Genomic DNA, 26,117 nt, shown 5'->3' on the forward strand with positions numbered 1-26,117 from the left:
CAGGAATACCGGACGTGTCGTGAGAAAATACACCGGGCTTCCATTCTATAACCTTCCAGATTTAAAATTATGCAAAAATCGCTAACTATTAGGGAGCGAATACCCCATGCCATCAAAAAAGCCCTATTGATGATGAAGTTCACTATGTTATTCCTACTGGTAGGTGCTATGCACGTATCTGCCAGGGTACACGGGCAAAGTGCCATTACCCTTCGCTTTAAGGAAACTGAAATCACACATGTACTGAGTAGTCTTGAAAGACAAGGCCACTACCGGTTTCTGTATAATAATGCTTTAAAAGATATCCGGAAGAAGGTAAACGTAGCGGTGACCGATGCGGATATCGATGCATTTATGCGTAACCTGCTCTCCGGAACGGAGCTGACTTACAAAGTCATTGAAAATAACCTGGTCGTTATCCTGTTGCGTACAGCTGCTTTGCAGGATATAAAAATTACGGGAAAGGTAACCAGTAAAAGAGGAGAACCCCTGCCCGGTGTAACCATTACCATTAAAGGTACTGCCCATGGTACTGTTACCAATACAGATGGTTCCTATACGATAACGGTGCCTGAAAACGCAATGCTGGTGGTCTCTTTCATCGGATACACCCGGCAGGAGGTGGCGGTTGGCAGTCGCGCTGTGGTAAACATCAGCCTGGAAGAAGCAGTGAGCCAGATGGAACAGGTAGTGGTAGTAGGTTACGGCGTACAACGTAAACTGGATGTCACCGGTGTGATTGCCCAGGTGAAAGGAGAAGAAATTGCGAAACAGGCGGCCGTTAACCCGGTCAGCGCCCTGCAGGGAAAGGTAGCAGGTGTACAGATCATCAATAACGGCAAGCCCGGTACGGCGCCTGAAATCAAGATCCGCGGCCTGGGTACCGTCTATGGCAGCGCTACGCCGTTGTATGTGGTAGATGGAGTTTGGTTTGAAGATATCAGTTTCCTGAATCCGGCAGATATCGACAACATGAGTATCCTGAAAGATGCTTCCAGTGAAGCCATCTATGGTATTCGTGCAGCCAATGGCGTAGTATTGATTACGACCAAAAAAGGGCGGCCAGGTAAAGCCGTTGTCAGCTACAATGGATTTGTAGGCTATCAGAAAGTGACCAACGAAGTGAAGATGGCGAATGCCAATGAGTACGCTACGCTGGTGAATGAACTGAGTGCGCAGAATGGTAAACCGGCTTTGCTGAATCCTGCTGCCTATGGCAAAGGAACAGACTGGCATCACCAGATCCTGCGGAATGCCCTGATCACCAACCACCAGCTATCTGTGAGCGGCGGATCAGAAAAGACAACCTATAATTTTTCACTGGGTTATCTGAAACAGGATGGGATTGTACAAACCAATGCCTATAGCAGGTATACGGCGCGGCTGCAAAACGACTTCCAGGTATTTGAACCGTTGAAGATAGGTTATACCATTACGGCGGCGGCCAGTACGTCTCATGATATACCGGATTATATCCATCACCAGCTGTTTGCCGCGGCGCCTGTTGTTCCGGTATATTATGCAGATGGTACCTATGGTGATCCGAACGATTATAACCTGGGAGATGGCGCTAGTTTTAATCCGCAGGCCACGTTGGATTTCTATGATCAGCAAATGCGGAAATACCTGGTAACAGGCAGCATATATGCAGACCTGCGCATCGCGAAACACTTTGTTTTTCATACCAGCGCCGGCGGACAATTCAGCCGCGATGAAATGAAATCGTATATACCGGTATATGCTGCCACACTCAAGCAACGCAATACCACCAGCCTGCTGACATTGGAAAATTCAGATAACCGGAACTGGATCGTAGAGAATACCCTGACCTATGATAACAAATTCGGAGACCACAGCATCAAAGCCCTGATCGGACAAGGCGCGCAGCGGTATAAATTTTATAAACTCACCGGCTCCGCTTCCAATGTACCCAACAGCAGCGACGGCGATAAATACCTGGTATTGGGTAATCTCGACGGTCGCCTGGTAAAGGATGAAGGAGATCTGTCTACCGTATCTTCCTACTTTGGCCGTATCAATTACGCTTATAAAAACAAATACCTGCTTACAGCGTCGCTACGTGCAGACGGTTCTTCCAAATATTATGACGAAAACCGCTGGGGATACTTCCCTTCAATAGGTGTGGGCTGGGTGATCAGTGAAGAAGCTTTCATGCAAGGACAGCACGTTTTCGATAACCTGAAATTGCGCGGCAGCTGGGGTAAAATAGGGAATGCCTCCATCAAGTCCGGCGTATCGGTGTTAAAGGTGGCCCAGGACCCTTATCTGACGGCTATTTTCGGCGGTGGTATCTATACCGGCGCCAGCATCAATACGGTAGTGCCGCCCACTACCTACTGGGAAAGAGGTGTGGGTACAGACATCGGACTGGAAGCTACCTTGCTGAAAAACCGGTTGATGGTAGAAGCGGGCTTCTACAGCAAAACAACAGACCGGGCTGTGTTTGATGTACCTATTCCGGCATCAGTGGGTACCAACAGTGGCCTGCTCATTGCCAACCAGGCCAATATCCGGAACCAGGGTGTGGAATTAGCTGTAACGTGGAAAGAAACGCGGAAGGACTTTACCTATTCCATCAGTGGTAATATAGGCATCAACGATAACAAAGTGTTGTCTGTTATCTCCGGTAACAATCCGATCTATGCCGGCGGCGATGCCGCTACCGGCGGTGCGCTGGCTACCCGCACCATCGTCGGGCAACCTATTGGTCAGTTCTTCGGCTATATTGTAGATGGCATCTTCCAGACAAATGCAGAAGCGGCGGCTTCTGCGCAGCCCAATGCCAAAGCGGGCGATTTCAAATACCGCGACGTAAAAGCAGATGGCCGGATTGACGGCAACGACCGGGTACCGATGGGCAATCCCAATCCTAAATACAATTACGGCATCAATACCTTCTTTGCCTATAAACAGTTTGACCTGACCCTCGATTTTCAAGGTGTAGCCGGTATTGATATCTACAATGCCAACCCGGTGATCCGGTATGGAAATGAAAATTTCACCAAAGCATTTTATGATAACCGCTGGCATGGGGAAGGTACTTCCAATACGTATCCTTCTGCCAACCTGGGCGGCCGCGACAACTACCTGCCCAATTCCTTTTTCGTGGAAAGCGGCAGTTATTTCAGGATCAGAAATATGCAGTTAGGTTACAACCTGCCGGCTGCTGTTACCAGCCGGTGGCGCATGAAAAACCTGCGGGTATACGTCAATGCACAGAATGCCTTTAATTTCTTCCGGTATCGCGGATTTTCTCCGGAAGTAGGCGGAAAGCCTACCAATGCGGGCATCGACAATAATTTCTATCCGCTGTATGCTACTTACAATTTTGGCGTGAATGTAACCTTCTGATTAAACACTCATTTATGAAACAAGCTACTTCCTATATACAAAAAGCAGTGAGATGGGGATTACCTGCTGCTTTCCTCCTGATGTCCGGTTGCGGTAAAAGCTTCCTGGATACGCCTCCCCAGGGTAAACAACCCGGTGAAGAATTCTGGAAAAATGCCGGCGATGCTGCCAAAGCGGTGAACGCCATGTATGCCAATCTGCACGAATGGCGGCAGGTGGGTTTTGCGGCGGTAGCCGTAGAAAGCCTGGGATCTGACGATACCGAAAAAGGGAGTAGTCCGGGTGATGCGAGCTACCTCACCAAATTCGACGACTTCACGGTAGGTGCTACCGACGGGCAGGTGATGGACTTCTGGAAAGGGCAGTACCAGCAGATCAATTTCTGTAACCAGGTATTGGATAATGTGCCGCAGATCAGTATGGATGAAAACCTGAAAAACCGTTACCTGGCAGAGGCTAAGTTTATCCGGGCCTATGCCTATTTCCGGCTGGTACGCGCCTATGGCGATGTGCCGTTACGCCTGCGTGTGCCGAAAGATGCCAGCGAATACAACCTGCCGCGTACAGATAAAGCGGAGGTATGGGCAGCCATAGAGAAGGACCTGACGGAAGCTGCAGCGGTATTGCCACCAGCCTATGGCCCCGCAGATCTGGGCCGGGCTACGAAAGGAGCGGCGTTGTCGCTGCATGCGAAGGTAGCCATGTACCAGAAAAAGTGGGCTAACGTATTGGGCTATACGAATGAAGTCACTACGCTGGGTTATTCCCTGTTTCCCAACTATGAGCAACTGTTTCGCATCCGTAATGAAAATGCGCCGGAATCTGTTTTTGAAATTCAATGTCAGTTTATACCGGGTAATAAAGATGCTTCCAATTCGCAATACTCTCAGATACAGGGCGTGCGGGCCTCTGTAGGTGGCGGATGGGGTTTTAATGTGCCTACGGAGCAGCTGGTGAAGGCCTATGAACCCAATGATCCGCGCCGCGATGCCACCATTATTTTCCGGGGAGAAACTACACCGGATGGCGATATCATTCCGCCGCTCGGCGATAATCCGATGTATAACCAGAAATCCTATGTACCCTTCCGGCTGTATGTAACCGGCTATAATGAAGGGGCCGACCAGAATGTACGCGTGATCCGTTATGCGGAAGTGTTGCTGATGCAGGCGGAAGCAGCCAACGAACTGGGAAATGCCACGCTGGCGCTGAAATCGCTGAATGCGGTGCGGGCACGGGCGCGCGGCGGTAATCCGGCTATTCTGCCGGATGTAACCACCACGGATCAGGCACAGCTGCGCCTGGCTATCTGGCAGGAGCGCCGGGTGGAACTGGCCATGGAGTCTGACCGCTATTTTGATGTGATCCGCCAGGGCCGCGCAGCGACACTGTTTGGGCCTAGCGGCTTTGTCGCCGGCAAAAATGAACTGTGGCCGGTGCCGCAGAATGAAATCGACATCAGCGCCGGTACACTTACCCAAAACAAAGGTTACTAATTCAAAAAACATGATCATGCAAAAACGATATCATACCAGCGGGATCTGTCTGACCACCTTGATGATGATCAGTGTGCTGCTGACTGCCTGCTACAAAAAATTTGATCCGTCTTCCTACGCGCCCCCCGTGGAAATAGGCGGCTTTACACAAACGAATCAGATAGCCGCCGGCAACCTGGTGGCACACTGGGCATTTGAAGGCAACCTGACAGACGATGTTTCCAAAACCACCGGTGTGGGTAGCGGGACTGGTTTTTCGGCCGGTATAAAAGGGCAGGGGCTGCGTGGAGCCGATAAGTCCTACGCGTTGATAACGCCCGGTAATCCGCTGGTACAGCTGCAAAGCTTTAGTGCGATGTTATGGATAAACAGCCCGCAGAATACAAAGGGTGTGGTGGGTTTGCTGGCGTTGAATAACAATAAGAACTTCTGGGGTAACCTGGAAATATTTTTTGAGAACGGCGGCAGTAAAGATACCGCCGTGCTGAAAATGCATGTGACCAATGATACCAAAGATGCGTGGCTGGGCGTCTATTACCTGCGGAATGTTTGGGATAACTGGACGCACCTGGGGCTTACCTACAATGGTGCAGATACCTTCAGGGTGTATGTCAACGGTGTGGCGATTGCCACCCAGGCCATCAGCGGTTATGGTCCTGTGACCTTTAAGAACGCCACCCGTATGGTATTGGGTACGATGCAGTTTCAAACGAATCCCAGTCTCACTACTGGCGGCGATGCACAGTCCTGGGCCAGTTACCTGACCGGTACGCTGGATGAAGTAAGGATGTATAACCGCGCATTGACGGAGAAAGAAATCAATGCCCTGGTAAAGCTGGAGGGGAGAGGTAAATAACACATAAAATCAGGCAGATGAAAACCGGATATCCGATGATTACGCGGCTGTTGCTGGGAGTAGCCATCCTGGCTGGTTGCGGCAAAGGAAAGGATACAGCCACGCCGCCGCCGTTGCCAGCCGCTACTTTCAGCTATACCGCCCTCACGGTAGACGGGGCGCCGCGTGGTTTTGTGTATGAAGGAGCGGGTGTGCGGCCTGTGATACGTTTCCGTTTCTCCGGAAAAGCCGACCGGTCAACCGTACCGGCTGCGTGTGCCTTTAGCAGTCGCACGGGTACGGCTATACCGTTTTCGGTGACGTATGAAAATGGCGACAGTACGGTGGTACTGCAGCCGGTGTCGCCATTGGCGTATATAACACGTTACCAGGTAAGCATATCTACGGCGCTGCAGTCGGTAAAAAAGGAACCGCTCTTGTCTGGCATCACGTTGCAGCTGACCACACAGATAGATTCCACCGATAAATTTCCACGGCTTTCAGATGATGCGTTGCTCACCTTGGTGCAGCAACGCACCTTTCAATACTTCTGGGACTTTGCCCATCCCGTTAGTGGATTGGCACGGGAAAGAAATACTTCCGGTGAAACCGTGACAACAGGAGGCAGCGGCTTCGGGCTGATGGTGCTCGTGGCAGGCATCCACCGCGGATTTATTACCCGTGCGGCAGGCCTGGCGCGTATGCAGCAGATCGTTGGTTTCCTGCAGCATAAAGCCGTAAAATACCAGGGCGCCTTCCCGCACTGGCTGCATGGCACCACCGGGCAGGTGATTCCTTTCAGTGCCAAAGACAACGGCGCCGACCTGGTGGAAACGGCCTTCCTGGTACAGGGCCTGCTGACGGTGCGACAGTACTTTAACGGTAACGACCCTACGGAAACCGGGTTGCGGAAAGACATCAACGCACTTTGCGACAGCGTGCAGTGGAACCGGTTTCAGAAAGACGGGGCCAACGTATTATACTGGCATCGTAGTCCGGATTACAACTGGGAGATGAATCTGCCGGTGCGTGGCTGGAATGAGGCGTTGATCACCTATGTGCTGGCGGCTTCGTCGCGTACCTATCCGATTACCAAAGCTGTGTATGACGAGGGCTGGGCCGATAAAGGCAACATTCGGCATAATGGCCGCTACTATGGGCTGGCGTTGCCGCTGGGACCTGCTTTCGGCGGTCCGCTTTTCTTTTCCCAGTATTCGTTTCTGGGTCTCAATCCCATGGGCCTCACCGATGCCTATGCCGATTACCAGACACAGGTCCTACATCATACGCAGATCAACTATCAGTATTGTGTGGCCAATCCCAAAGGTATGTATGGCTATAGCAGCGATTGCTGGGGCCTGACAGCCAGCGATAACCCCAACGGTTATACGGCGTCGTCGCCGTTAAATGATGTAGGCGTAATTGCCCCTACGGCGGCCTTATCGGCTATGCCCTATACGCCGGCAGCATCGTTGCGGGCCTTACATTTTTTCTATTACAAACTGGGCGACCGCATCTGGAAGACATATGGCTTTACGGATGCTTTCTCGTTGCAACAGGCCTGGTTTGCCGATTCTTTCCTGGCCATCGACCAGGGGCCTGCCATGATTATGATGGAGAACTACCGCAGCGGCCTGTTGTGGCAATTGTTTATGAGCTGTCCGGAGATAAAGTCCGGCCTGCACCGGCTGGGCTTTCAAAGTCCGCATGTATAATATCATCAAAAAAAGGAAATGAAAATTTATATCGTTTACGTATATACGTGGTTGTTATTATGCACTACCATGGCGGTAGCACAGCCACCCGCCAAAAACAAACGGCCGTCGCTGACGGATGAGCAGCTGCTGGAGCGGGTACAACGACAAACCTTCCGGTATTTCTGGGACTTTGGCCATCCGGTTTCCGGCATGGCGCGGGAGCGGAGCAACAATAATTTTGGTTATGGGAATGAGGTGGTGACCACCGGTGGCACCGGCTTTGGAGTCATGGCTATCATTGTAGCGACGGAGCGAAAATGGATTACCCGCAAAGCCGCTGTGGAGCGGCTGAATAAGCTGGTGGACTTCCTGCGGCATGCGGATCATTACCACGGTATTTTTCCGCATTGGCTCAATGGTACGACAGGTAAAACCATTCCTTTCAGCCGTAAGGATGATGGGGGAGATCTGGTGGAGACGTCCTTTCTGTTCCAGGGACTGCTGAGCGTCCGGCAGTATTTTAACGGCGCAGATGCCCGGGAAACGGCCCTGCGCAATAACATCAACCAGATCTGGCGGGAAGCGGAATGGAACTGGTATACCCAGGGCGGACAACATCAGTTGTACTGGCACTGGAGTCCCAACCATGGCTGGAGTATGAACCATGCTATCAAAGGCTGGAATGAATGTCTGATTACTTATGTGATGGCCGCTGCTTCTCCTTCGTATGCCATTGCACCGGAAGTATACCACGAAGGCTGGGCCGGTGGCCGCTCGTTTAAAAACGGGCAAACCTTTTATGATATCCGCCTGCCGCTGGGTATGAACTACGGCGGCCCGCTGTTTTTTACCCATTATACTTTCCTGGGACTGGACCCGCATGGCTTAAAAGACCAGTACGCTGATTATTGGGAACAGAACCTGCACCATACCCTCATTAACCGGGAACATTGTATCCGTAATCCCAAACAGTTCAAAGGTTATGGGGCCGACTGCTGGGGATTGACCGCCTGCGATACCTATGATGGTTATAATGCACATGCGCCGGATAATGATTTTGGTACCATTGCGCCTACGGCAGCGTTGTCTGCTTTTCCCTATACGCCGGTTTATTCCATGCAGGCGCTGAAACATTTTTATTACCAGCTGGGTGATAAGATCTGGCGCCCTTACGGGTTTGCAGATGCGTTTAATGAAAGCCGGCAATGGTATGCAGATTCACACCTGGCCATCGACCAGGGCCCGGTGATTGTGATGATCGAAAACTACCGCACAGGGTTGTTGTGGAAACTGTTTATGGGATGTCCGGAAATCCAGGCCGGATTAGGTAAGCTGGGTTTTCAGAGTCCGTATTTAAAAAAATAAATGGTACCCGATGAAACGGATCATAGTGCAACTTTGGCTGTTATGCTACTTATTGTTGGTAACAAATGCTGTTGCGGCGCAATCGCCGGGCGACACGTATTGTAACCCGATAAATATTGATTACGGTTACTGCCCCATTCCCGGCTTTACGGAGTGGGGCCGGCACCGCGCTACCGCTGATCCGGTGATCGTGCAATACAAAGGAGATTATTACCTGTTTGCCACCAATCAGTGGGGATACTGGTGGAGCCCCGATTTGCTGCACTGGCAATTCATTGCCCGCAAGTTCCTGAAACCACAGCATCACGTATACGATGAGTTATGTGCGCCGGCAGTATGGGTGATGGGCGATACCCTGCTGGTATTCGGGTCTACCTATACGGCTGACTTTCCCGTGTGGATGAGTACCAACCCGAAAGCCAACGAATGGAAAGAAGCCGTGGACTCACTGACCATTGGTGGCTGGGATCCTGCCTTTTTTCCGGACGACGATGGCCGGCTGTATATGTACAATGGCAGCAGCAACCGCTATCCGTTGTACGGGGTGGAGATGAACCGGCGTACCTGGCAGCCGCTGGGCGCCCGCCGGGAGCTGTATCTGCTGGAGCCGGACCGTTACGGGTGGCAGCGTTTCGGAGAGTTGCTGGATAATACTTTCCTGGACCCGTTTATAGAAGGTGCGTGGATGACCAAACACAACGGCCGTTATTACCTGCAATATGGTGCGCCGGGTACAGAGTTCAGCGGTTATGCAGATGGGGTAGTGGTGAGTGATCATCCGCTGGGACCTTTTGTGCCACAGGCGCATAACCCGGTAGCGTACAAGCCGGGTGGCTTTGCCCGGGGAGCCGGACATGGCGCTACTTTCCGCGATAACAAAGGTTATTGGTGGCATGTGTCTACCCTGGTGATTGCCGTGAAAAACAGTTTTGAACGGCGTATCGGTTTATGGCCGATGGGTTTCGACAGCAGTGGCACCATGTTCTGCAACACGGCATTTGGTGATTATCCGCACTATCTGTTGCAGGGTAACGGCAACGCCCCTACGTCAACAACATTTCAGGCAACGGCGCAAACATTTACCGGCTGGATGCTATTGAACTATAACAAACCGGTGACCGTGTCATCCACACTGGGTGGGTACCTTCCCAACTATGCCGTAGATGAAAATATTAAAACCTACTGGAGCGCGGCAACCGGGCATGCAGGAGAATGGATCGCAACAGATCTCGGGCAGCTGAGTACCGTAAATGCGGTTCAGATAAATTATGCAGACCAGGATGCGGAATGGATGGGTAAACAAACGGATAGCTATCATCAGTATAAATTGTATTATTCAACAGATGGTCGTCATTGGAAAATACTGGCAGATAAAAGTAAGAACAAAACCGATGTGCCACACGACTATGTGCCGCTGAAAACGCCGGTAGCAGCGCGTTTTATTAAGCTGGAAAATATACATATGCCCGGCGGAAAATTTGCCGTGAGCGGGCTCCGGGTTTTTGGACAGGGTGGTGGTACAGCACCGGATACGGTAGCAGGATTCCAGGTGTTACGTACGGAGAAGGATAAACGAAGTGCGTGGCTGAAATGGTCGCCGGTAGACCATGCCTGGGCGTATAACATTTATACCGGTATTGCACCGGACCAGCTCTACAACTGCATCATGGTACATGGCAGCAATGAATATTATTTTAAAGGGATGGATAAAGAACGTCCGTATTATTTTACCATTGAAGCGATTAATGAAAATGGGGTGTCGGCCAGAAGCCGGATCATAAAGGCAGAATAAACAGGATGGCCCCGTCCTTGTTTTACCGCGATCCTATTGCCTTTTCAGGTAGTTGGGGACCTGTATATCTCGATAAGTAAAATCTTTAATGTGACTGATAATCAAAAAAAAGTGATGAATTATCAAGATAATTTTAAAAAATTTACTTAATTTGTTCTGGCTAACTGAAACAAGGGCGTAAACAACAAAAGACCAAAAATCTGATCGAAGTAAAAATCTAAATCTAAATCCGTCTAAGAAAAGCATTTGCCAGCTTTGCTTTTAAGGTATTTACAATTTATATCGGGAATCAATAGTGCTTTTAATGCATTACACGACTGCAGCGTGTCATGATTAAAAGGTGGATGTGCCATTTTTATTATTGCCAGCGTTTTCTCTCACAAAATCTGAATTAGTTTTATGAAGAAAGGATTATTCCTTTGGCTGTTCGTGGCCATAAGTGTGATGCATGCGTATGCCCAGACACGAACTATCACCGGTAAGGTAACAGATGCCAGGGATGGATCGCCGTTGCCGGGAGTGAACATATTGATTAAAGGTTCCGGTAAAGGCACCGTAGCCGGACCAGACGGCTCTTTTAAATTACAACTACCCACCGGCGCCGCACTTGAATTTTCTTTTGTAGGTTATATCAGCCAGACGGTTTCGCCGGATGGTACTTCCGCCATGAACATACAGCTGAAAGCGGGCAATACGGCGCTGAACGAATTAGTAGTCACCGCGCTGGGCATCAAACGGGATAAACGCACCCTTACCTATGCTACGCAGGAAGTAAAAGGCGCAGCTATCGTAGATGCCAAACAAAATAACCTGGTCAATGCCCTGTCCGGAAAAGTGGCGGGCGTACAAATCACCAACTCCAGCGGTATGCCGGGAAGTTCTGCCAGGATTGTGATCCGTGGTAACAGCTCCCTCACCGGTGAAAACCAGGCATTGCTGGTGGTAGATGGTATTCCCATGGACAACGGGGAAGCAGGTAATCCGGACGGTTCCCTCAGTGGGGGCGGTACCGTGAACCGTGCCAGTGACATTGATCCCAATATCATTGAAAGTATCAACGTGCTGAAAGGCGCTGCTGCAACGGCTTTATATGGTGCAGCTGCCGCTCGTGGCGCTGTTATCATTACCACTAAAAACGGGATGGGTGGCATCAAAAACGGCCGGCCTACGGTGGCTTTCAGTTCCAGCTACTCTTTCGAAAATCCGATCCTGCCTAAGTTTCAGGACAAATATGCGCAGGGATCGGAGGGACAATATGTAGATGGTAACAACGGAGAACAGGGCTCCGGCTCCTGGGGCCCGCTCATCGACACCTTAAAAGTAAAAGGTGTAGCGGTACCGAAACGCGATAATGTAAAAGACTTTTTTAAAACCGGTCATACTACCGATAACAACGTGACGGTGAGCGGCTTTACAGAAAATTCCAACTACCTGGTGTCTTATTCCTATCTGAAAACAGATGGTACCATGCCCAATACCAATTATTCCCGGCATGCCCTGTTTGCCAAATACGGCACCAAACTGTTGAAGAACCTGCAACTCACCACCCAGTTCAATTATATCTCTTCAGACAACAACCGGTTACTGGAAGGAAACAGCCTGGCCAGTCCTTTGTGGACGGTGTATTCCGCGCCGATTTCCTGGAATCCGAAACCCAGTACCAATGCGGATGACGGCTCACAGCGCGTGTTTCGTGCAGCGCGTAACAATCCCTACTGGCTGGCAGATAACACCGGCCTGCGGGATCGTACCAACCGTATCCTGCCGGTGATCAACCTGAGCTACTCGCCATTGCCCTGGCTCACCATCATTGAAAGATTAGGCGCGGATATGTATGTCAACAATACCGACTACCACGAAAATATCGGTATCATCGGTTCTACTTCTACAGATGGCCGCCTGTACACCCGGCAGAATCAGTTCCAGCAGTTCAACAATGACCTGATGATCCAGATTAAAAAAGATTTCGGGAAAGACTGGACAACAGACCTGATCCTGGGTAACAACATCCTGACCAACTACAACAACAGTAATTTCGTACAGGGGGTAGGGTTATCCGTACCTGGTTTATACAACGTGGCCAATGCCAGTAATGTAAGTTCTACCTATCATTACTACCGGAGCCGGAAAGTAGGCTTCTATGGCCAGGCTACCATTGAGTATAAAAAGATGCTTACCCTGGGCCTGACCGGCCGTTACGATGGTAGCTCCGTATTGTCGAAAGATAAACAGTTCTATCCCTACGGTTCCGTGAGCGCTGGTTTTATCTTCACCGAACCATTGAAGATGGCGGATAATCCGATTTTTAATTTTGGTAAGATCCGCGTATCGTATTCTGCTGTCGGTAATGATAATGTGCCGCCTTATTCGCTTACCACGCCGTTTATCCGGCCTACCTCCATCGGCAATATTACATTCCCCTTCAACGGACAAAATGGTTACCAGCTGTCTACTACCTACGCCTTCCCGCTTCGCAACGAAAAAGTGAAGGAGTTTGAAATAGGTCTGGAAACCAAATTTTTCCGCAACCGGGCTTCCCTCGATATCAGTTACTTCGATAAGAAAAGTCTCGACCTCTTAACACCGGGTACACCTATTTCCGGGGCTACCGGCTTTGCCGCTGCCAGCCTGAATGCCGGCGATATGCGCAACCGGGGGGTAGAAGTGGTGCTGAATGTGACGCCGGTGAAAACAAAAAACTTTACCTGGGAAGTAGGCGTGAACTATACTAAAATCAAAAATGAAGTATTGCGGCTGAGTGAAGGATTAAACAGCCTGTTCTTTGCAGGATTTACCAATCCGGGTATCTATGCCTTTGCCAACCAGCCTTATGGTGTGATTATGGGTTCGCATTTCAAACGCAATGAAGGCGGTCAGCTGTTGCTGGATGATGAGGGCTATCCGCAACTCGCCGATGACCTGGCGCCAATCGGAAACGTAACCCCCAACTGGACGGGCGGTATCACCAACACGCTTACCTACAAGGGACTTACTTTTTCTTTTGTGCTGGACTACAAAAACGGCGGCGATATCCTGAACCTGGATAATCACTACCTGTATTTCTACGGCACGCCTAAAGTAACGGAAAACCGTGGTACCAGTACTGTTTTCCCTGGTTTGATTGAAAGCACACAGAAAGAAAATACCAAATCAGTGGTGCTGACACAAAGCTATTACCAGAATATTTTCAGCTCCGCAGATGAAACATCTGTAGAAGATGGTTCCTACCTGAAACTACGGCAGGTATCACTGGGCTATAATTTCGGTCATATGCTGAAACATTCGCCCTTTAAATCCCTGGTATTAAATGTAACCGGTACCAATTTTATCCTGCATAAGAACTATACCGGTTCCGATCCGGAAGTGAGTCTGAATGGCAGTGGTAACGGGCAGGGACTGTCCAACTTCATGGCGCCTGCCAACCATAGCATTATTCTGGGATTAAAAGCATCGTTTTAGCAGCATCAAAAAAGCATCAACATGAGAAAGAGAAATATTGCTATCATATTATTAAGTGCACTTGCTTTAGGCAGCGGGTGTAAGAAATTTCTGGATGTAAATGATGATCCCAACAATCCGCTGGAAGTATCGGAGAAGCTGATCCTGCCGCCGGTGGAGGTAACCATAGGTACGCAGGTAGTGGGTGGTTTCAATGGTTCCAGTGCTGCTTACTGGATGCAGCAGTTGTCGCAGAATCAGCCGGCGCCTGATATGGAGTCCTACCGGATCTTATCTTCTGATGTAGATAATACCTGGACGTTTTACATTTATCCGAATATACTGGCGAATCTGCAGAAGATGATAAACCAGGCTACTGCCGCGAAGCATTATGAATATGCGGCTATCGGTAAAACGTTGTATGCCTTCAACCTGGCCATCGCTACGGATATCTGGAACAATGTACCCTACACTGATGCGTTGAAAGTGCCTGCTATCATGCGGCCTAAGTACGACAGTCAGGAGTCGGTATATATTAACCTGCAGGGGATGCTGGATAGTGCATTGTATTTTGCTTCGCAGCCTGCCAGTAAAATAGCGCCGGGTGGAGATGATTATATTTATCAGGGAGATATGGATAAGTGGAAGAAGTTTATCTATATGCTGAAAGCCCGTTTTTATCTGCGCCTGACCAAGGCGCCGGGCCGTACGGCTGCTTTGCAGGCAGATAGTGCGCTGACGGCACTGGCCAAAGGTTTTGTGGGCAATGAAGACAATGCCGTGATGCCTTATCCGGGCACGGCGCAGGCGGAAAGCCCCTGGTATCAGAATACGTTGCCGGGTGCCGGTGGCGTGGTGATGTCGAAGACATTCATCGATTTCCTGAAAAACAATAATGATCCCCGCCTGCCGGTGATTGCCACCAAAGACGCCAGTGGCGGCTATAGCGGCCGGGTACCGGGCGCCAATACCATTCCCAATCCGAATGTATTGTCGAAGCTGAATACCTTCTACGGTGGCGCTGCTTCGCCTTTGTTCCTGGCTACCTACAGCGAAGCGCTGTTCATTAAAGCAGAAGCAACGCTGATTAAACAAGGGGTACCAGCTGCCGTGCCGGTGTTTGCCGCTGCGGTCAATTCCCATATGTCGTTATTGAAAGTAGATGGCACGGCTGCAGCAGCCTATATAGCTGCCCGGGTGCCGATGACGGCTGCCAATGCATTGGAACAGATCATTTATGAAAAGTATGTGGCTGGTTTTCTGTCTATCGAAACGTATAACGACTGGCGTCGTACCGGCTATCCGAAGTTACAGCTGGTACAGAATGCCTACGTGAATTATATTCCGAGAAGGTGGCCTTATCCGTCTAATGAAATACTGGCTAATCCGCAACCCGGACAGAATGCCAGTACCGCAGACCGCGTATGGTGGGATACGAAATAAATGCCCGAATGACGATGATAAATGACGGCCGCCTCTTTCCAAAGGGGCGGCCGTTTGCTGTGGGCTATTCTGCCGGATTTTCGTTGTTGAGATAGGTTTCTATCACCAGGCCGATCGCCGCATTTTCGGGTGTTTCATCATCTTTGCCTTCTTCAAACCAGTGGCTGGCGCCTTCATTATCTTCTTTCAGCTGCAGGTGTAATACCTTTTCCGGCAGGTGCACAGAGAACAAATGACTGGAACGTCTTTCCACAGTGACGTTGTCATGATGCAGTTTGATATGAAATTTGCCCATGGGATAGTTTTTTGGAAGATGGCACAACTATCAGGCCAGCAGGAGGAACAAAGCAGACCGTTCGGGAGGGAGAAAGCCGGTTTTATTTATATGAGCGGTAAGATCCGCCGGATGTGCCGCCCGCCCGTTTTAAATTCTTTTTCTACTTTTACTGCGGTTAACCAACACTTTTATAAGATGATGAGTAAAATGTTATACAGCCTGGCGGGTCTGTTGGGACTGGCCATCGTGACGCAGGCGCAGGAATTGTATACGCCGCGCCACATTAAGCAGGCGTATGTAAATAATACGAGAGACAAATCCGGGAAACCGGGTAAGCGTTACTGGCAGAACAAAGGCCGCTACCGGATTGAAATTACGGCGCAGCCGCCCACCAGAAGAATCAATGGTACCGCTACCATTTCCTATATCAACAACAGTCCGGATACGTTGCGTGGCCTGGTGATACAGCTGATTTGCAACGTGCATAAAAATGAGGCGCCGCGGTCTGGTTTTGTAGATAAAAAATACCTCACATCCGGTGTTACCGTAGATGCTTTCAGCGTGAATGGTACGGATCTGCAATATAACAACAACAGCGCTACCTCCACTGGCGTAAAGCTGCCAAAACCTTTGCTGTCCGGCGATAGCGCGCAGCTGGTGTTCAACTGGCACTACGATATGTCTGAACAAAGCGGGCGGGAAGGGATGATTGACAGCACTACTTTTTTCCTTGCTTACTATTATCCGCGTGTAGCCGTTTACGATGACTACAATGGCTGGGACAGAACAGAGCATACCGGCCGGGTAGAGTTCTATAATGATTTCAATGATTATGAAGTAGCCGTGAAAGTACCCGCCAACTATGTCGTATGGGGTACCGGCACCTTGCAGAATGCGTCCGAAGTATTGCAGCCGGCAGTAGCCACCCGGTTACAGCAGTCCTATACTTCGGACGAAGTGATGCGCATCGCTTCGCCTGCGGAAACGCTGCAGGGGCTTGTTACGCGGCAGCAACCCTGGAACACCTGGCGGTTCAGCGCCGGTAATGTACCGGATGTAGCACTGGGACTTAGCAACCATTATGTATGGGATGCTGCCAGCGCGGTAACAGATAGCAGCACAGGCCGCCGTGCCAGCGTACAGGCAGCGTATAGTGAGTCGGCGCCCGACTTTAAGCATTCCGTTGGTTTTGGTAAATATGCACTCAACTGGTTTTCGCATCACTGGCCGGGGGTAGCGTATCCTTACCCTGTCATGACCGCTTTTCAGGGTGAGGCAGATATGGAGTATCCGATGATGGTGAATGATGGTTCTGTGGGAGATAACCTGGATTTTGCGCAGCTGTTGCAGGATCATGAGATGGTACATACGTATTTCCCTTTTTATATGGGCATCAATGAAAGCCGCTATGCCTTTATGGATGAAGGCTGGGCGACCACCTTTGAATACCTGATCAATATTGCAGAAAAGGGGCAGGCACATGCCGATGAGTTTTACCGGAAGTTCCGGGTACACAGGTATATCGCTGATCCTTCCACGGAGGAAGACCAGCCCATTATTTCCCTGTCTAATCAGGTGAGTGGAATGGGCTATGGCAGCAACTCCTACGGAAAGGCTTCGCTGGCGTATCTGGGGCTGAAAGACCTGCTGGGCGATGCCCGGTTCAAGGCTTGTTTGCATACTTACATGGATACCTGGCATGGTAAACATCCTATTCCGTGGGATTTCTTTAACTCCTTTAATGCCACGGCCGGACAAAACCTGGACTGGTACTGGCAGAACTGGTTTTTCACCAATAACTATATAGATCTGGCTATTGCCGGGGTGCAGCAGAAAGATAACAAGGCAACGGTTAAAATCAATAACAACGGTGGTTTTGCGATTCCTTTTGATGTGGTGGTGACGTATACGGATGGTACCAGTACCAAAACGCACTATACGCCGGTGATCTGGAAAACGCAGGCCCGTCAGGCCACAGTAACGGTGCCGGCTACCAAGCCGGTGGCCACGGTGAAGCTGGATGGCAATTTGTTTATGGATGCTACCGCAGCAGATAATGAGTGGAAGAAGGGGTAGTCGTTATCTGTTTATATAAATAGTTCCGCAGGGCAGTTATCGCATGGATAGCTGCCCTGCTTTTTTTGCGCGTAGTGTAGTTACAGGATCGTCAGGTTCTGGGCTTTATAAGGCTGTAACGCTGCATGATCTGCCGGTAATTCGGTGATGAGGTACTGGATATCCTGGAGGTCTGCAATTTTCATTTTCATGGAAGAATTCAGTTTCTCGGAGATGGCGAGGATGGCTACCTGGTCTGCCGCCTTGATCATGGCTTTTTTCACCTGGATGGTTTCCCAGTCGGCATCAGTGAGGCCGTGTACCGGATCGATGGCGTTGGTACCGATGATACACAGGTCTGCCTTGATGTTGGACAGGTATTCGAATACTTCGCCGCTTACAGTCATCTGGCTGTAGGCGGATATTTGTCCGCCGATCACGATGGTTTTGATCATGGGCTTGTCCAGCAGTTCCACGGCCGATAGTACGTTGACTGTGATGAAGGTGGCGCGTAGGGTAGCGGGTATTTTTTTGATGAATTCCCGGATGGTCGTACCGCCGCCGATCAGTACGATCATATCGTCGCGGAGCAGTTGCAGGGTTTTTTCTGCAATCACCAGTTTGTTGTTCTGGGCATAGGTTTCTGATTCATGGCCGTAATGATAGGCAATGGACATCGCGCCACCTTTTATCTTCACCACTTTTCCTTCCTCTGCTAATTCATTGACATCCCGGCGGATGGTGTCTTCCGACACATTGATCAGGTTTACCAGTTCGCTGTAGGTGATACGGGTATGGATATTTACCTGTTTGATGATAAGCTCTTTTCTGGCTTTTTTAGTCAGGGAAACCGGGGGCACCTGATCTTGCGTATTCGTGCTGTCCATAGCGTCTGTAGATTCTATATAGTGATGTTAGGTAAAAATTGGAGAATATGCAAAAAAGCTATCGAGCTACTGACACATTCCCGGGTGACAGTGGGTTAATGTTAACCGGGCAAAAATAGGTTTTCGGTTACAATTTTGCACTTTTAGCAATATAAATAATTTTTTTGCGATAATTTAAATAGCTGCTTAAAAGTATAAATTCTTATTTATCAACCCATTGATACTGACTGATAGCCCCTTTGGAGAAAAAATACGCACTATTTGCAATTTTTTACTGCAAAAAATTTGCAATTGTAAATGAAATGCCTACTTTTAGATCGTGTTCCACTAATAATTATTGAACTATTCAATCAACCAAACCACTGTGATGAAAACTAGCAAACACGTGGCTGGCTTCCTGAAAATAATACTGTCGCTCTCCGGCCTGCTGTTTTCTTTGGGAAGTTCCGCTCAGACCACTGCCAACAATCCGTTGCAAATTTCCGGCACGGTGACCAGCGCCGCCGACGGCCAGAAAATTATCGGAGCCTCCGTTTCGCTCGTCGCTGCCAAAGGCGTCGGCGCCATGACAGATCCGGAAGGTAAGTTTGTCATAAAAATTCCTGCAGCCAACCAGGCTAACGTAGAACTGCTGGTCAGTTTTATGGGCTTTGAAAAGAAACAAGTGAAAGTAAATCCAGGCCAGACGCTCGTCAATGTTCAATTGGAAGTGAGCTCAAAAGCCCTCGGAGAACTGGTGGTAACTGCCCTCGGTATTAAAAAAGAGAAAAAAGCACTGGCCTATGCCGTTACGGAAGTAAGAGGCAGCGACTTTACCCAGGCTCGTGAAATCAATATAGCAGATGGTCTTACCGGTAAAGTAGCCGGTGTGAATGCCTCCAGTACTGCCGGTGGCCCGGGTAGCTCCAGCCGCGTTATTATCCGCGGTAACGGTTCCCTGAATGGCGATAACCAGCCGCTGTACGTGGTAAACGGTATGCCCATCGACAACACCACCCAAAGCTCCGTAGCCAGCGGCAACGGCGCCATTGGTCTGAACAGCGACCGGGGTGATGGTATCGCAGGTATCAACCCGGATGACATTGAAAGCCTCACCGTACTGAAAGGCGGCCCTGCTGCCGCTTTGTACGGCGCCCGCGCTTCCAATGGCGTTATCCTCATCACTACCAAAAAAGGCGTGAAACAAAAAGGTATCGGGGTAGATTATAACTCCACCTTCACCGTGGAAACTCCCGCTATCATTCCTGACTGGCAATACGAATACGGCTCCGGACAGAACGGACAAAAACCACTGTCACAGGCAGACGCGATCAACGCCGGCCGCCTTTCCTGGGGTGCTAAAATGGATGGCAGCAATGTGATCCAGTTCGATGGCGTAAGCCGTCCGTATGAGGCACAGAAAAGAAATATCAAGAACTTCTATAACACCGGTACCACCTTTACCAACACGGTTGCAGTATCTGGTGGTAATGACATGGCTACCTACCGGGTATCCCTGTCAGACATGAACAATCATGGCCTGGTACCCAATCAGCATCTCAACAAAAAAATCGGGGCAGTAAGCCTGGCTGTGAATCCGGCTAAAAACCTGAGCATCGAAGCCTACGCCCAGTATAATATTGAGAAGGCGCAGAACAGAAGTGGTGTATCTGATGCTCCCGGTAACGTAAACTGGGGTACCTATATGCTGGGTAACTCCATAGACATCCGTAGCCTGGATCCAGGTTATGATGCTGATGGCAAGGAAATTAACTGGAACCCTTCCGGCTTTGCGAGCAACCCGTTTTTTGTGATCAACAAATTCCGGAATAACGACGATCGTAAACGCTTTATCGGTAACCTCAGTGTGAAATACAACCTGCTGCCCAACCTGTTTGTACGCGGCCGGGTGAACCACGATTACATTAACCTGAACTATACAGGTATTGTACCTACCGGTACCGCCTATGCGCCGAAAGGATTTTATCAGCAGTACAGCACTGCCAGCACAGAAACCAACGGTGAGTTAACCGTGAACTATCAGGGTAAATTAACCCGCGACCTGGGTATCACTGCGATGGCGGGTGGTAACCAGCGGAAGTCGATCTCCGATGCGGTGAACCTGAACGGTACCGACTTTTTTGCACCAGGATTTTATGATCCTTCCAATGTGGTAAGTTTAAGTACGACCAATGTAAACCTGCGTCAGGCTACCAACTCTCTGTTTGGTTCCGTGGATCTGTCTTTCAAAGACATGTTGTACCTGACTGTTACCGGCCGTAACGACTGGTTCTCTACACTGGCTCCGAAAAACAACAACATCTTCTATCCGTCTGTAGGCGCCAGCTTCCTGTTATCAGAAGCGGTGAAAATGCCGGACTTTATCAACTTTGCCAAAGTAAGAACTTCCTGGGCACAGGTAGGTGGCGCTACACCGCAACCTTATGGCCTGTACCAGAGCTATACCATTTTATCCGGTGGCGGTCACCTGGGACAACCCCTGCAAACACCTACGCAGATTCCTTCCCAATCCGGCATCGGTGGCTCCGGCTTATTGCAGGCGCCTAATCCGGACCTGAAACCGTTGCTGTCGACTACCCTGGAAGCAGGTATCGAAGCACGTTTCCTGAACAACCGCTTATCTGCAGACATCACATTCTACAGCCGTAAAACCACCAACGATATCATGCAGGCAGCGATTTCTCCTGCTTCCGGATATAACTACGCACTGCTCAACGTAGGTGAAATGAGCAACAAAGGGATTGAAGTATTGTTAACCGGCAACCCGGTGAAAAAGAAAGACTTCTCCTGGGATGTGAGCTATAACATGGCCTACAATAAAAATGAAGTACTGAGCCTGGCAGAAGGTATCAGCGGCTTACAGCTCGACGTGAGCGTAAACAGCTACGCCTATATCTATGCGGAGAAAGGTAAACCCTACAGCACCATCAAAGGTTTTAAAGTGAAGAAAGATGCAGCGGGTAATACCATCTACGATAAAGCCACCGGCTACGAAGTAAAATCAGAACTCACCGATCTGGGAACAGGTGTATCTCCTTTCTCTGCCGGTATCACCAACAATTTCCGTTACAAACAATTCAACCTGAGCTTCCTGATAGATGGTAAGTTCGGCGGACATGTATATTCTGCTACCAACCTGTATGCGACCCGTTTCGGTTTGTCTAAGATCACGTTGCCAGGCAGGGAAGATGGCCTCACAGTAAATGGTGTGGATACAGACGGAAAACCATTCTCCAGAACCTTTACCTATGGTAAAGACCTGCAGGGCTACTATGACAACTACAAAAATCTCTCTGAGAAATTTGTATACGATGCGAGCTTCATTAAACTGAGACAGGTAGTACTGACGTACAACCTACCTGTGAAAGCCTTTGCCTTCACCAAACTGCAGGCGATGTCCGTATCACTGGTAGCCAGAAATCTGCTGATCCTGTATAAGAACGCTCCGAACATCGATCCGGAATCTACTTTCAGCAATTCAAATGCACAGGGTTTTGAAATGTTTGGCGTACCACGTACCCGGAGTTATGGTGTTAACCTGATGGTAAAACTTTAGTTCATTTTTTTAAATAGTCAATACATGCAACGTTTTGCTAAATATACCTTTCTCCTGCTGACAAGTGCGGTGCTCGGCCTGGCGTCCTGCGACAAAGGTTTTGAGAAGATGAATATCAACCCGAATGCCGCAGAGAAGCCCAATGTAGACCTGCTGTTTACGCAGAGTTTACTGAAAGGAAACCTGCCTTACGACCGCGGATATTTTTATACCTCTTATCTCAACTGCGGTAACTTTATCCAGCACTTCGCCACCGCCAAGGAAATTGCCGGTGCGGGATGTGGCGATAAATATGCGGTGAATGATTTCTACCAAAGCTTTTATTTCCGTTATATCTATACCAACGCAATTACCACCCTGGGCGAAATTATCAACGCCGCCCAGGCGCCGGAAAACGTGAACAAACTGTCGGCCACCCGTATCTGGAAAGTGTTGCTGATGCAACGTATCACCGATCTGTACGGAGACGTACCTTATTCTGATGCGATAAAAGGACGGAGCAATGTTTTTCAGCCAAAGTATGATACACAGGCAGACATCTATGCCGATATGCTGAAAGAGCTGGACGAGGCTATCAAAGCATTTGACAACAGCAAACCTACTTTCGGATCCGCCGACCTGTTGTACAATGGTAACATTGCGCAGTGGAAGAAATTTGGTTATTCCCTGATGCTGCGTGTAGCCATGCGTACCACCAAGGTAACAGATGGTAAAATTCCTACGAAAGACTGGGCGTTGAAAGCGATCGCCGGTGGCGTGATTACAGAAGGTACCGACAACGCCGTACTGCGTTATACCAATGGTCCGCAAACCTATAACAACAACCCCATCGCATTTGAGCTGGCATCACAGGATTATGTGACCGGCGCTAAAGGCAAAAACAATACAGAGTGGGGTAAGTTCAGCAAAACATTTATCGACTTCCTGAAAACACAGCACGATCCGCGTTTAGGTGTGGTAGCAGTGGTATGGAACAATGGTGTGGCAGATACTTCCGCCGCCATTCAACAGGGCATGCCCAATGGCACCGATAAAAAAGGCGCTGATTTCGTGACCTTCTCCGAACCGAATCCGGCTACGATCCTGCAATATGGTTCTCCGCTGTTGTTGCTTACCAATGCAGAAACCAACCTGCTGATGAGTGAAGTAGCTTTACGCGGATGGGGTAGTGGTGATAAAGCCCAGTTGTTCCGCAACGGCGTAACAGCGGCTTTACGTAACTGGGCCCTGTTTGGTCCGGCTGGTACCATTGCTCCTGCTAAGATCGACCAGTTTGTCAACGATCATCCGCTGACGACTACCGGTAATTTTGACGCACAGATGAACCAGATCCATTCTCAGTTCTGGGCGGCATTACTGCTGGATGAACATGAAGCCTATGCAAACTGGAGAAGAACCGGTTATCCGCAGCTGACACCGGTGAACTATATCGGTAATGCTACCGGCGGTATTATTCCCCGTCGCTTCCCTTATTCCCAGGCGGAACAAGGTATCAATGCTGCCAACTATAATGCAGCAATCAGCAGGCAAGGACCTGATTTGTTAACTACGAGAATCTGGTGGGATAAATAAATATGAAAAAGATATTACTGATAACCATACTAACGATCGTTCATAACTGCCTACTTGCGCAAAGGAAGGGGGCTGCTCCCACAGCGGCCGTGATCCCTTTACCCGTAGCCGCTTCCTATAGCACGGATACATTTTATATCACTGCAAATGTTAGCATTATTGCTGCTTCCGGCCTCGCGCCGGAAGCAGCGTTGCTACGGGAATACATACACGCAGCAAGCGGGTTGGAACTGCCGGTAAATGTTGCCCAGGCCCCTAAGAAAATTATTTTAGAAATAGATACACTGGCGGTTACACACAAAGAAGGTTACCTGTTACAGGCTGGATCTCAGCAGGTAAAACTTATAGCACGCGGTCCAATTGGTGTCGTATATGCAATGGAAACCATGCGGCAATTATGGCGGCATACCACGTCAGGTTCTTTAGCCGTTCCGGGTGCACGGATTGCAGACTACCCGCGCTTCGGCTATAGAGGAATGCACCTCGATGTGGGCCGCCATTTCTTTTCTGTGGAATTCATCAAACAGTTTATTGACCAGCTGGCCCTGTACAAGATCAATAATTTCCACTGGCACCTCACGGATGACCAGGGATGGCGGATTGAAATCAAAAAATATCCGCGGCTGCAAAGTGTAGCTGCATGGCGCGACCAAACCATGATCGGCCATAAAAAAGAATTACCACACCGCTTTGATGGAAAACGTTACGGTGGTTTTTATACACAGGAAGAAGTGAAGTCCGTGATCGCCTATGCGGCGGCACGGCATATTAATGTTATTCCGGAGATAGAAATGCCGGGACATGCTTTGGCAGCCCTGACAGCCTATCCAACGCTGGGTTGTACCGGCGGTCCTTATAAAACGGCGCAGTTCTGGGGCGTATTCGATGATGTTTTCTGCGCGGGTAAAGACAGCACTTTCTTCTTTCTGCAGGATGTATTGGATGAAGTGATCGCCTTGTTCCCTTCTTCGTATATCCATATCGGTGGGGATGAGTGTCCGAAGGCCCGGTGGAAAGTATGTGCGGCCTGTCAGCAACGGATGAAACAATTGCACCTGCCGGATGAATCGGCGCTGCAAAGTTATTTTATCCGCCGTATCAGTGATTATGTAAATAGTAAAGGACGTAGTATCATAGGCTGGGATGAAATCCTGGAAGGCGGGCTGGCCCCCGGCGCAACGGTGATGAGCTGGAGAGGAGTAGAGGGCGCAGTATCCGCCGCCAGGCAACAACAACAAGTGATCATGACTCCCGAAGACGAGTTGTATTTTGATCACTATCAATCATTATACCCTGCAGAAAAAGTGGCAGCAGGAGGCTTTACCCCGTTAGACGAAGTATATGCTTACGAACCATTGCACGTGGCTGCAGATACAGCCCTGCTGCCATTTATTGCGGGTATCCAGGGTGAAATCTGGAGTGAATACCTGCCTACTGCAGAACACGCACGCTACATGATCTTCCCTCGTTTGCAAGCCATGGCGGAAAGAGCCTGGTCGCCGCAGCATGTCAGGGATTTCAATGACTTTACCAGTCGCCTCGAAGCGCAGCAACCGCTCTTACAGCAAGTAGGTATTGCCCATAAACCAGTGTATCAGGAAATCAATTATACGCTGGACAGCGTAGGTAAAAGAAAGTTATATATCTCCCTGCATACCTATGCCACGAATGCACAGATCCGTTATACCACAGATGGCAGTACGCCTGGTCTGAAAAGCCCGCTGTACAAAGGAAGGATCGTACTCTCCGGCAATACGGACTTCCAGGCGCAACTGTTTGAAGCAGGTAAACCTGTAGGACGGGTATTCCGGCAGCCATTCCTGGTGCATAAAGCTACTGGTGCAGCCATTACGCTGCAGCAACAGCCAGGCGCCAAATATGGTGGTGGCGCCGGCAAGCTGGTAAATGGGGTGGCAGGTACGCACCGTTTTAACGACCAGCAATGGTTGGGTTTTTCGGTGAATGACCTGGATGCGGTGATCGACCTGGGTGCGGTGGAAACCATCCGGCAGGCAGGCGCCAATATCCTGAACTATCACTGGCAAAAAATGTGGGCGCCGGTATCGCTGCAGTTTGAAGCCTCCGAAGATGGAGTGCATTATCAGCAGCTGGGTGCCGCCAACGCATTTCCGGTGAATGGTATCAACGAAGTTCGTTTAGCCGTACCGGCGATGAAGGCCAGATATATCAAAGTAAAAGCGATCAATAAAGGAGTGATTCCGGCAGGTGAATATGGCGCAGGTGGTAACAGCCTGCTGATGGTGGATGAGTTGCTGGTGAATTAACAGCGCGTATACAGGAATAGCGCACACAGGTATCACACATTCATCAA

At 49.6% G+C, this 26,117-nt stretch carries 14 protein-coding genes; 12 read left to right on the plus strand and 2 right to left on the minus strand.

All coding sequences use genetic code 11. The annotated features are described in order from the left end of the window. Positions 1–129 precede the first annotated feature (129 nt). The 8 genes from OL444_RS15590 to OL444_RS15625 all read left to right on the plus strand — a co-directional run bounded on the left by OL444_RS15590 (position 130) and on the right by OL444_RS15625 (position 15,438). On the plus strand, positions 130–3,372 hold the full coding sequence (locus tag OL444_RS15590; RefSeq protein WP_264731880.1) for a TonB-dependent receptor: 3,243 nt from the start codon (positions 130–132) through the stop codon (positions 3,370–3,372). A gap of 14 nt (positions 3,373–3,386) precedes the next feature. Beyond that, positions 3,387–4,868: a RagB/SusD family nutrient uptake outer membrane protein gene (locus OL444_RS15595; protein ID WP_264731879.1), complete on the plus strand. Its 1,482-nt coding sequence runs from the start codon at positions 3,387–3,389 to the stop codon at positions 4,866–4,868. A gap of 16 nt (positions 4,869–4,884) precedes the next feature. Beyond that, complete coding sequence (locus OL444_RS15600; protein WP_264731878.1) at positions 4,885–5,724, plus strand: LamG domain-containing protein; 840 nt, start codon at positions 4,885–4,887, stop codon at positions 5,722–5,724. A gap of 17 nt (positions 5,725–5,741) precedes the next feature. Then, entirely contained in the window at positions 5,742–7,418 is a 1,677-nt protein-coding gene (locus OL444_RS15605) for a glucoamylase family protein (protein ID WP_264731877.1), read from the plus strand. 18 nt (positions 7,419–7,436) lie between these two features. Continuing rightward, entirely contained in the window at positions 7,437–8,765 is a 1,329-nt protein-coding gene (locus OL444_RS15610) for a glucoamylase family protein (protein ID WP_264731876.1), read from the plus strand. Between the two features lie 10 nt (positions 8,766–8,775). Beyond that, on the plus strand, positions 8,776–10,557 hold the full coding sequence (locus tag OL444_RS15615) for a family 43 glycosylhydrolase (protein WP_264731874.1): 1,782 nt from the start codon (positions 8,776–8,778) through the stop codon (positions 10,555–10,557). Between the two features lie 399 nt (positions 10,558–10,956). After that, positions 10,957–14,016, plus strand: coding sequence for a SusC/RagA family TonB-linked outer membrane protein (locus OL444_RS15620; RefSeq protein WP_264731872.1), 3,060 nt, complete (start codon positions 10,957–10,959; stop codon positions 14,014–14,016). 21 nt (positions 14,017–14,037) lie between these two features. Next, a complete protein-coding gene (locus OL444_RS15625; protein ID WP_264731870.1) occupies positions 14,038–15,438 on the plus strand; it encodes a SusD/RagB family nutrient-binding outer membrane lipoprotein in 1,401 nt (466 codons plus the stop codon). A 64-nt stretch (positions 15,439–15,502) separates the two neighbouring features. Here the strand turns inward: OL444_RS15625 and OL444_RS15630 are convergent, their stop codons facing one another. Then, positions 15,503–15,733: a hypothetical protein gene (locus tag OL444_RS15630; RefSeq protein ID WP_264731868.1), complete on the minus strand. Its 231-nt coding sequence runs from the start codon at positions 15,731–15,733 to the stop codon at positions 15,503–15,505. 177 nt (positions 15,734–15,910) lie between these two features. On the opposite strand from OL444_RS15630, the gene OL444_RS15635 reads away from it, so the two are divergent. Next, positions 15,911–17,791 (plus strand): M1 family metallopeptidase, encoded by a 1,881-nt coding sequence (locus tag OL444_RS15635; RefSeq protein ID WP_264731866.1) that lies wholly within the window; start codon positions 15,911–15,913, stop codon positions 17,789–17,791. Between the two features lie 80 nt (positions 17,792–17,871). On the opposite strand, the gene OL444_RS15640 is transcribed toward OL444_RS15635, so the two are convergent. Further along, the gene (locus OL444_RS15640) at positions 17,872–18,657 is read right to left on the minus strand and encodes a DeoR/GlpR family DNA-binding transcription regulator (protein ID WP_264731864.1); all 786 of its coding nucleotides are present in this window, start codon (positions 18,655–18,657) and stop codon (positions 17,872–17,874) included. Positions 18,658–19,024: 367 nt separating this feature from the next. Between OL444_RS15640 and OL444_RS15645 the strand changes: the two genes are divergently transcribed. Genes OL444_RS15645 through OL444_RS15655 form a run of 3 tightly spaced genes read left to right on the plus strand, consistent with a single transcriptional unit; the run spans position 19,025 to position 26,070 of the window. Then, positions 19,025–22,213, plus strand: coding sequence for a SusC/RagA family TonB-linked outer membrane protein (locus tag OL444_RS15645; protein ID WP_264731862.1), 3,189 nt, complete (start codon positions 19,025–19,027; stop codon positions 22,211–22,213). A gap of 24 nt (positions 22,214–22,237) precedes the next feature. Then, positions 22,238–23,785, plus strand: coding sequence for a SusD/RagB family nutrient-binding outer membrane lipoprotein (locus OL444_RS15650; protein WP_264731860.1), 1,548 nt, complete (start codon positions 22,238–22,240; stop codon positions 23,783–23,785). A 2-nt stretch (positions 23,786–23,787) separates the two neighbouring features. Continuing rightward, a complete protein-coding gene (locus OL444_RS15655; RefSeq protein ID WP_264731857.1) occupies positions 23,788–26,070 on the plus strand; it encodes a beta-N-acetylhexosaminidase in 2,283 nt (760 codons plus the stop codon). Positions 26,071–26,117 lie beyond the last annotated feature (47 nt).

Source organism: Chitinophaga nivalis (genome assembly GCF_025989125.1).
In the GTDB taxonomy this organism is placed as follows: Bacteria; Bacteroidota; Bacteroidia; order Chitinophagales; family Chitinophagaceae; genus Chitinophaga; species Chitinophaga nivalis.

What these genes read in the sequence shown, in the direction of transcription:
- OL444_RS15640 (WP_264731864.1), bottom strand. Translation starts at nt 18,657, where the DNA reads ATGGACAGCACGAATACGCAAGATCAGGTGCCCCCGGTTTCCCTGACT.
- OL444_RS15635 (WP_264731866.1), top strand. Translation starts at nt 15,911, where the DNA reads ATGATGAGTAAAATGTTATACAGCCTGGCGGGTCTGTTGGGACTGGCC.
- OL444_RS15620 (WP_264731872.1), top strand. Translation starts at nt 10,957, where the DNA reads ATGAAGAAAGGATTATTCCTTTGGCTGTTCGTGGCCATAAGTGTGATG.
- OL444_RS15610 (WP_264731876.1), top strand. Translation starts at nt 7,437, where the DNA reads ATGAAAATTTATATCGTTTACGTATATACGTGGTTGTTATTATGCACT.
- OL444_RS15595 (WP_264731879.1), top strand. Translation starts at nt 3,387, where the DNA reads ATGAAACAAGCTACTTCCTATATACAAAAAGCAGTGAGATGGGGATTA.
- OL444_RS15650 (WP_264731860.1), top strand. Translation starts at nt 22,238, where the DNA reads ATGCAACGTTTTGCTAAATATACCTTTCTCCTGCTGACAAGTGCGGTG.
- OL444_RS15625 (WP_264731870.1), top strand. Translation starts at nt 14,038, where the DNA reads ATGAGAAAGAGAAATATTGCTATCATATTATTAAGTGCACTTGCTTTA.
- OL444_RS15590 (WP_264731880.1), top strand. Translation starts at nt 130, where the DNA reads ATGATGAAGTTCACTATGTTATTCCTACTGGTAGGTGCTATGCACGTA.
- OL444_RS15655 (WP_264731857.1), top strand. Translation starts at nt 23,788, where the DNA reads ATGAAAAAGATATTACTGATAACCATACTAACGATCGTTCATAACTGC.
- OL444_RS15600 (WP_264731878.1), top strand. Translation starts at nt 4,885, where the DNA reads ATGCAAAAACGATATCATACCAGCGGGATCTGTCTGACCACCTTGATG.
- OL444_RS15615 (WP_264731874.1), top strand. Translation starts at nt 8,776, where the DNA reads ATGAAACGGATCATAGTGCAACTTTGGCTGTTATGCTACTTATTGTTG.
- OL444_RS15605 (WP_264731877.1), top strand. Translation starts at nt 5,742, where the DNA reads ATGAAAACCGGATATCCGATGATTACGCGGCTGTTGCTGGGAGTAGCC.
- OL444_RS15630 (WP_264731868.1), bottom strand. Translation starts at nt 15,733, where the DNA reads ATGGGCAAATTTCATATCAAACTGCATCATGACAACGTCACTGTGGAA.
- OL444_RS15645 (WP_264731862.1), top strand. Translation starts at nt 19,025, where the DNA reads ATGAAAACTAGCAAACACGTGGCTGGCTTCCTGAAAATAATACTGTCG.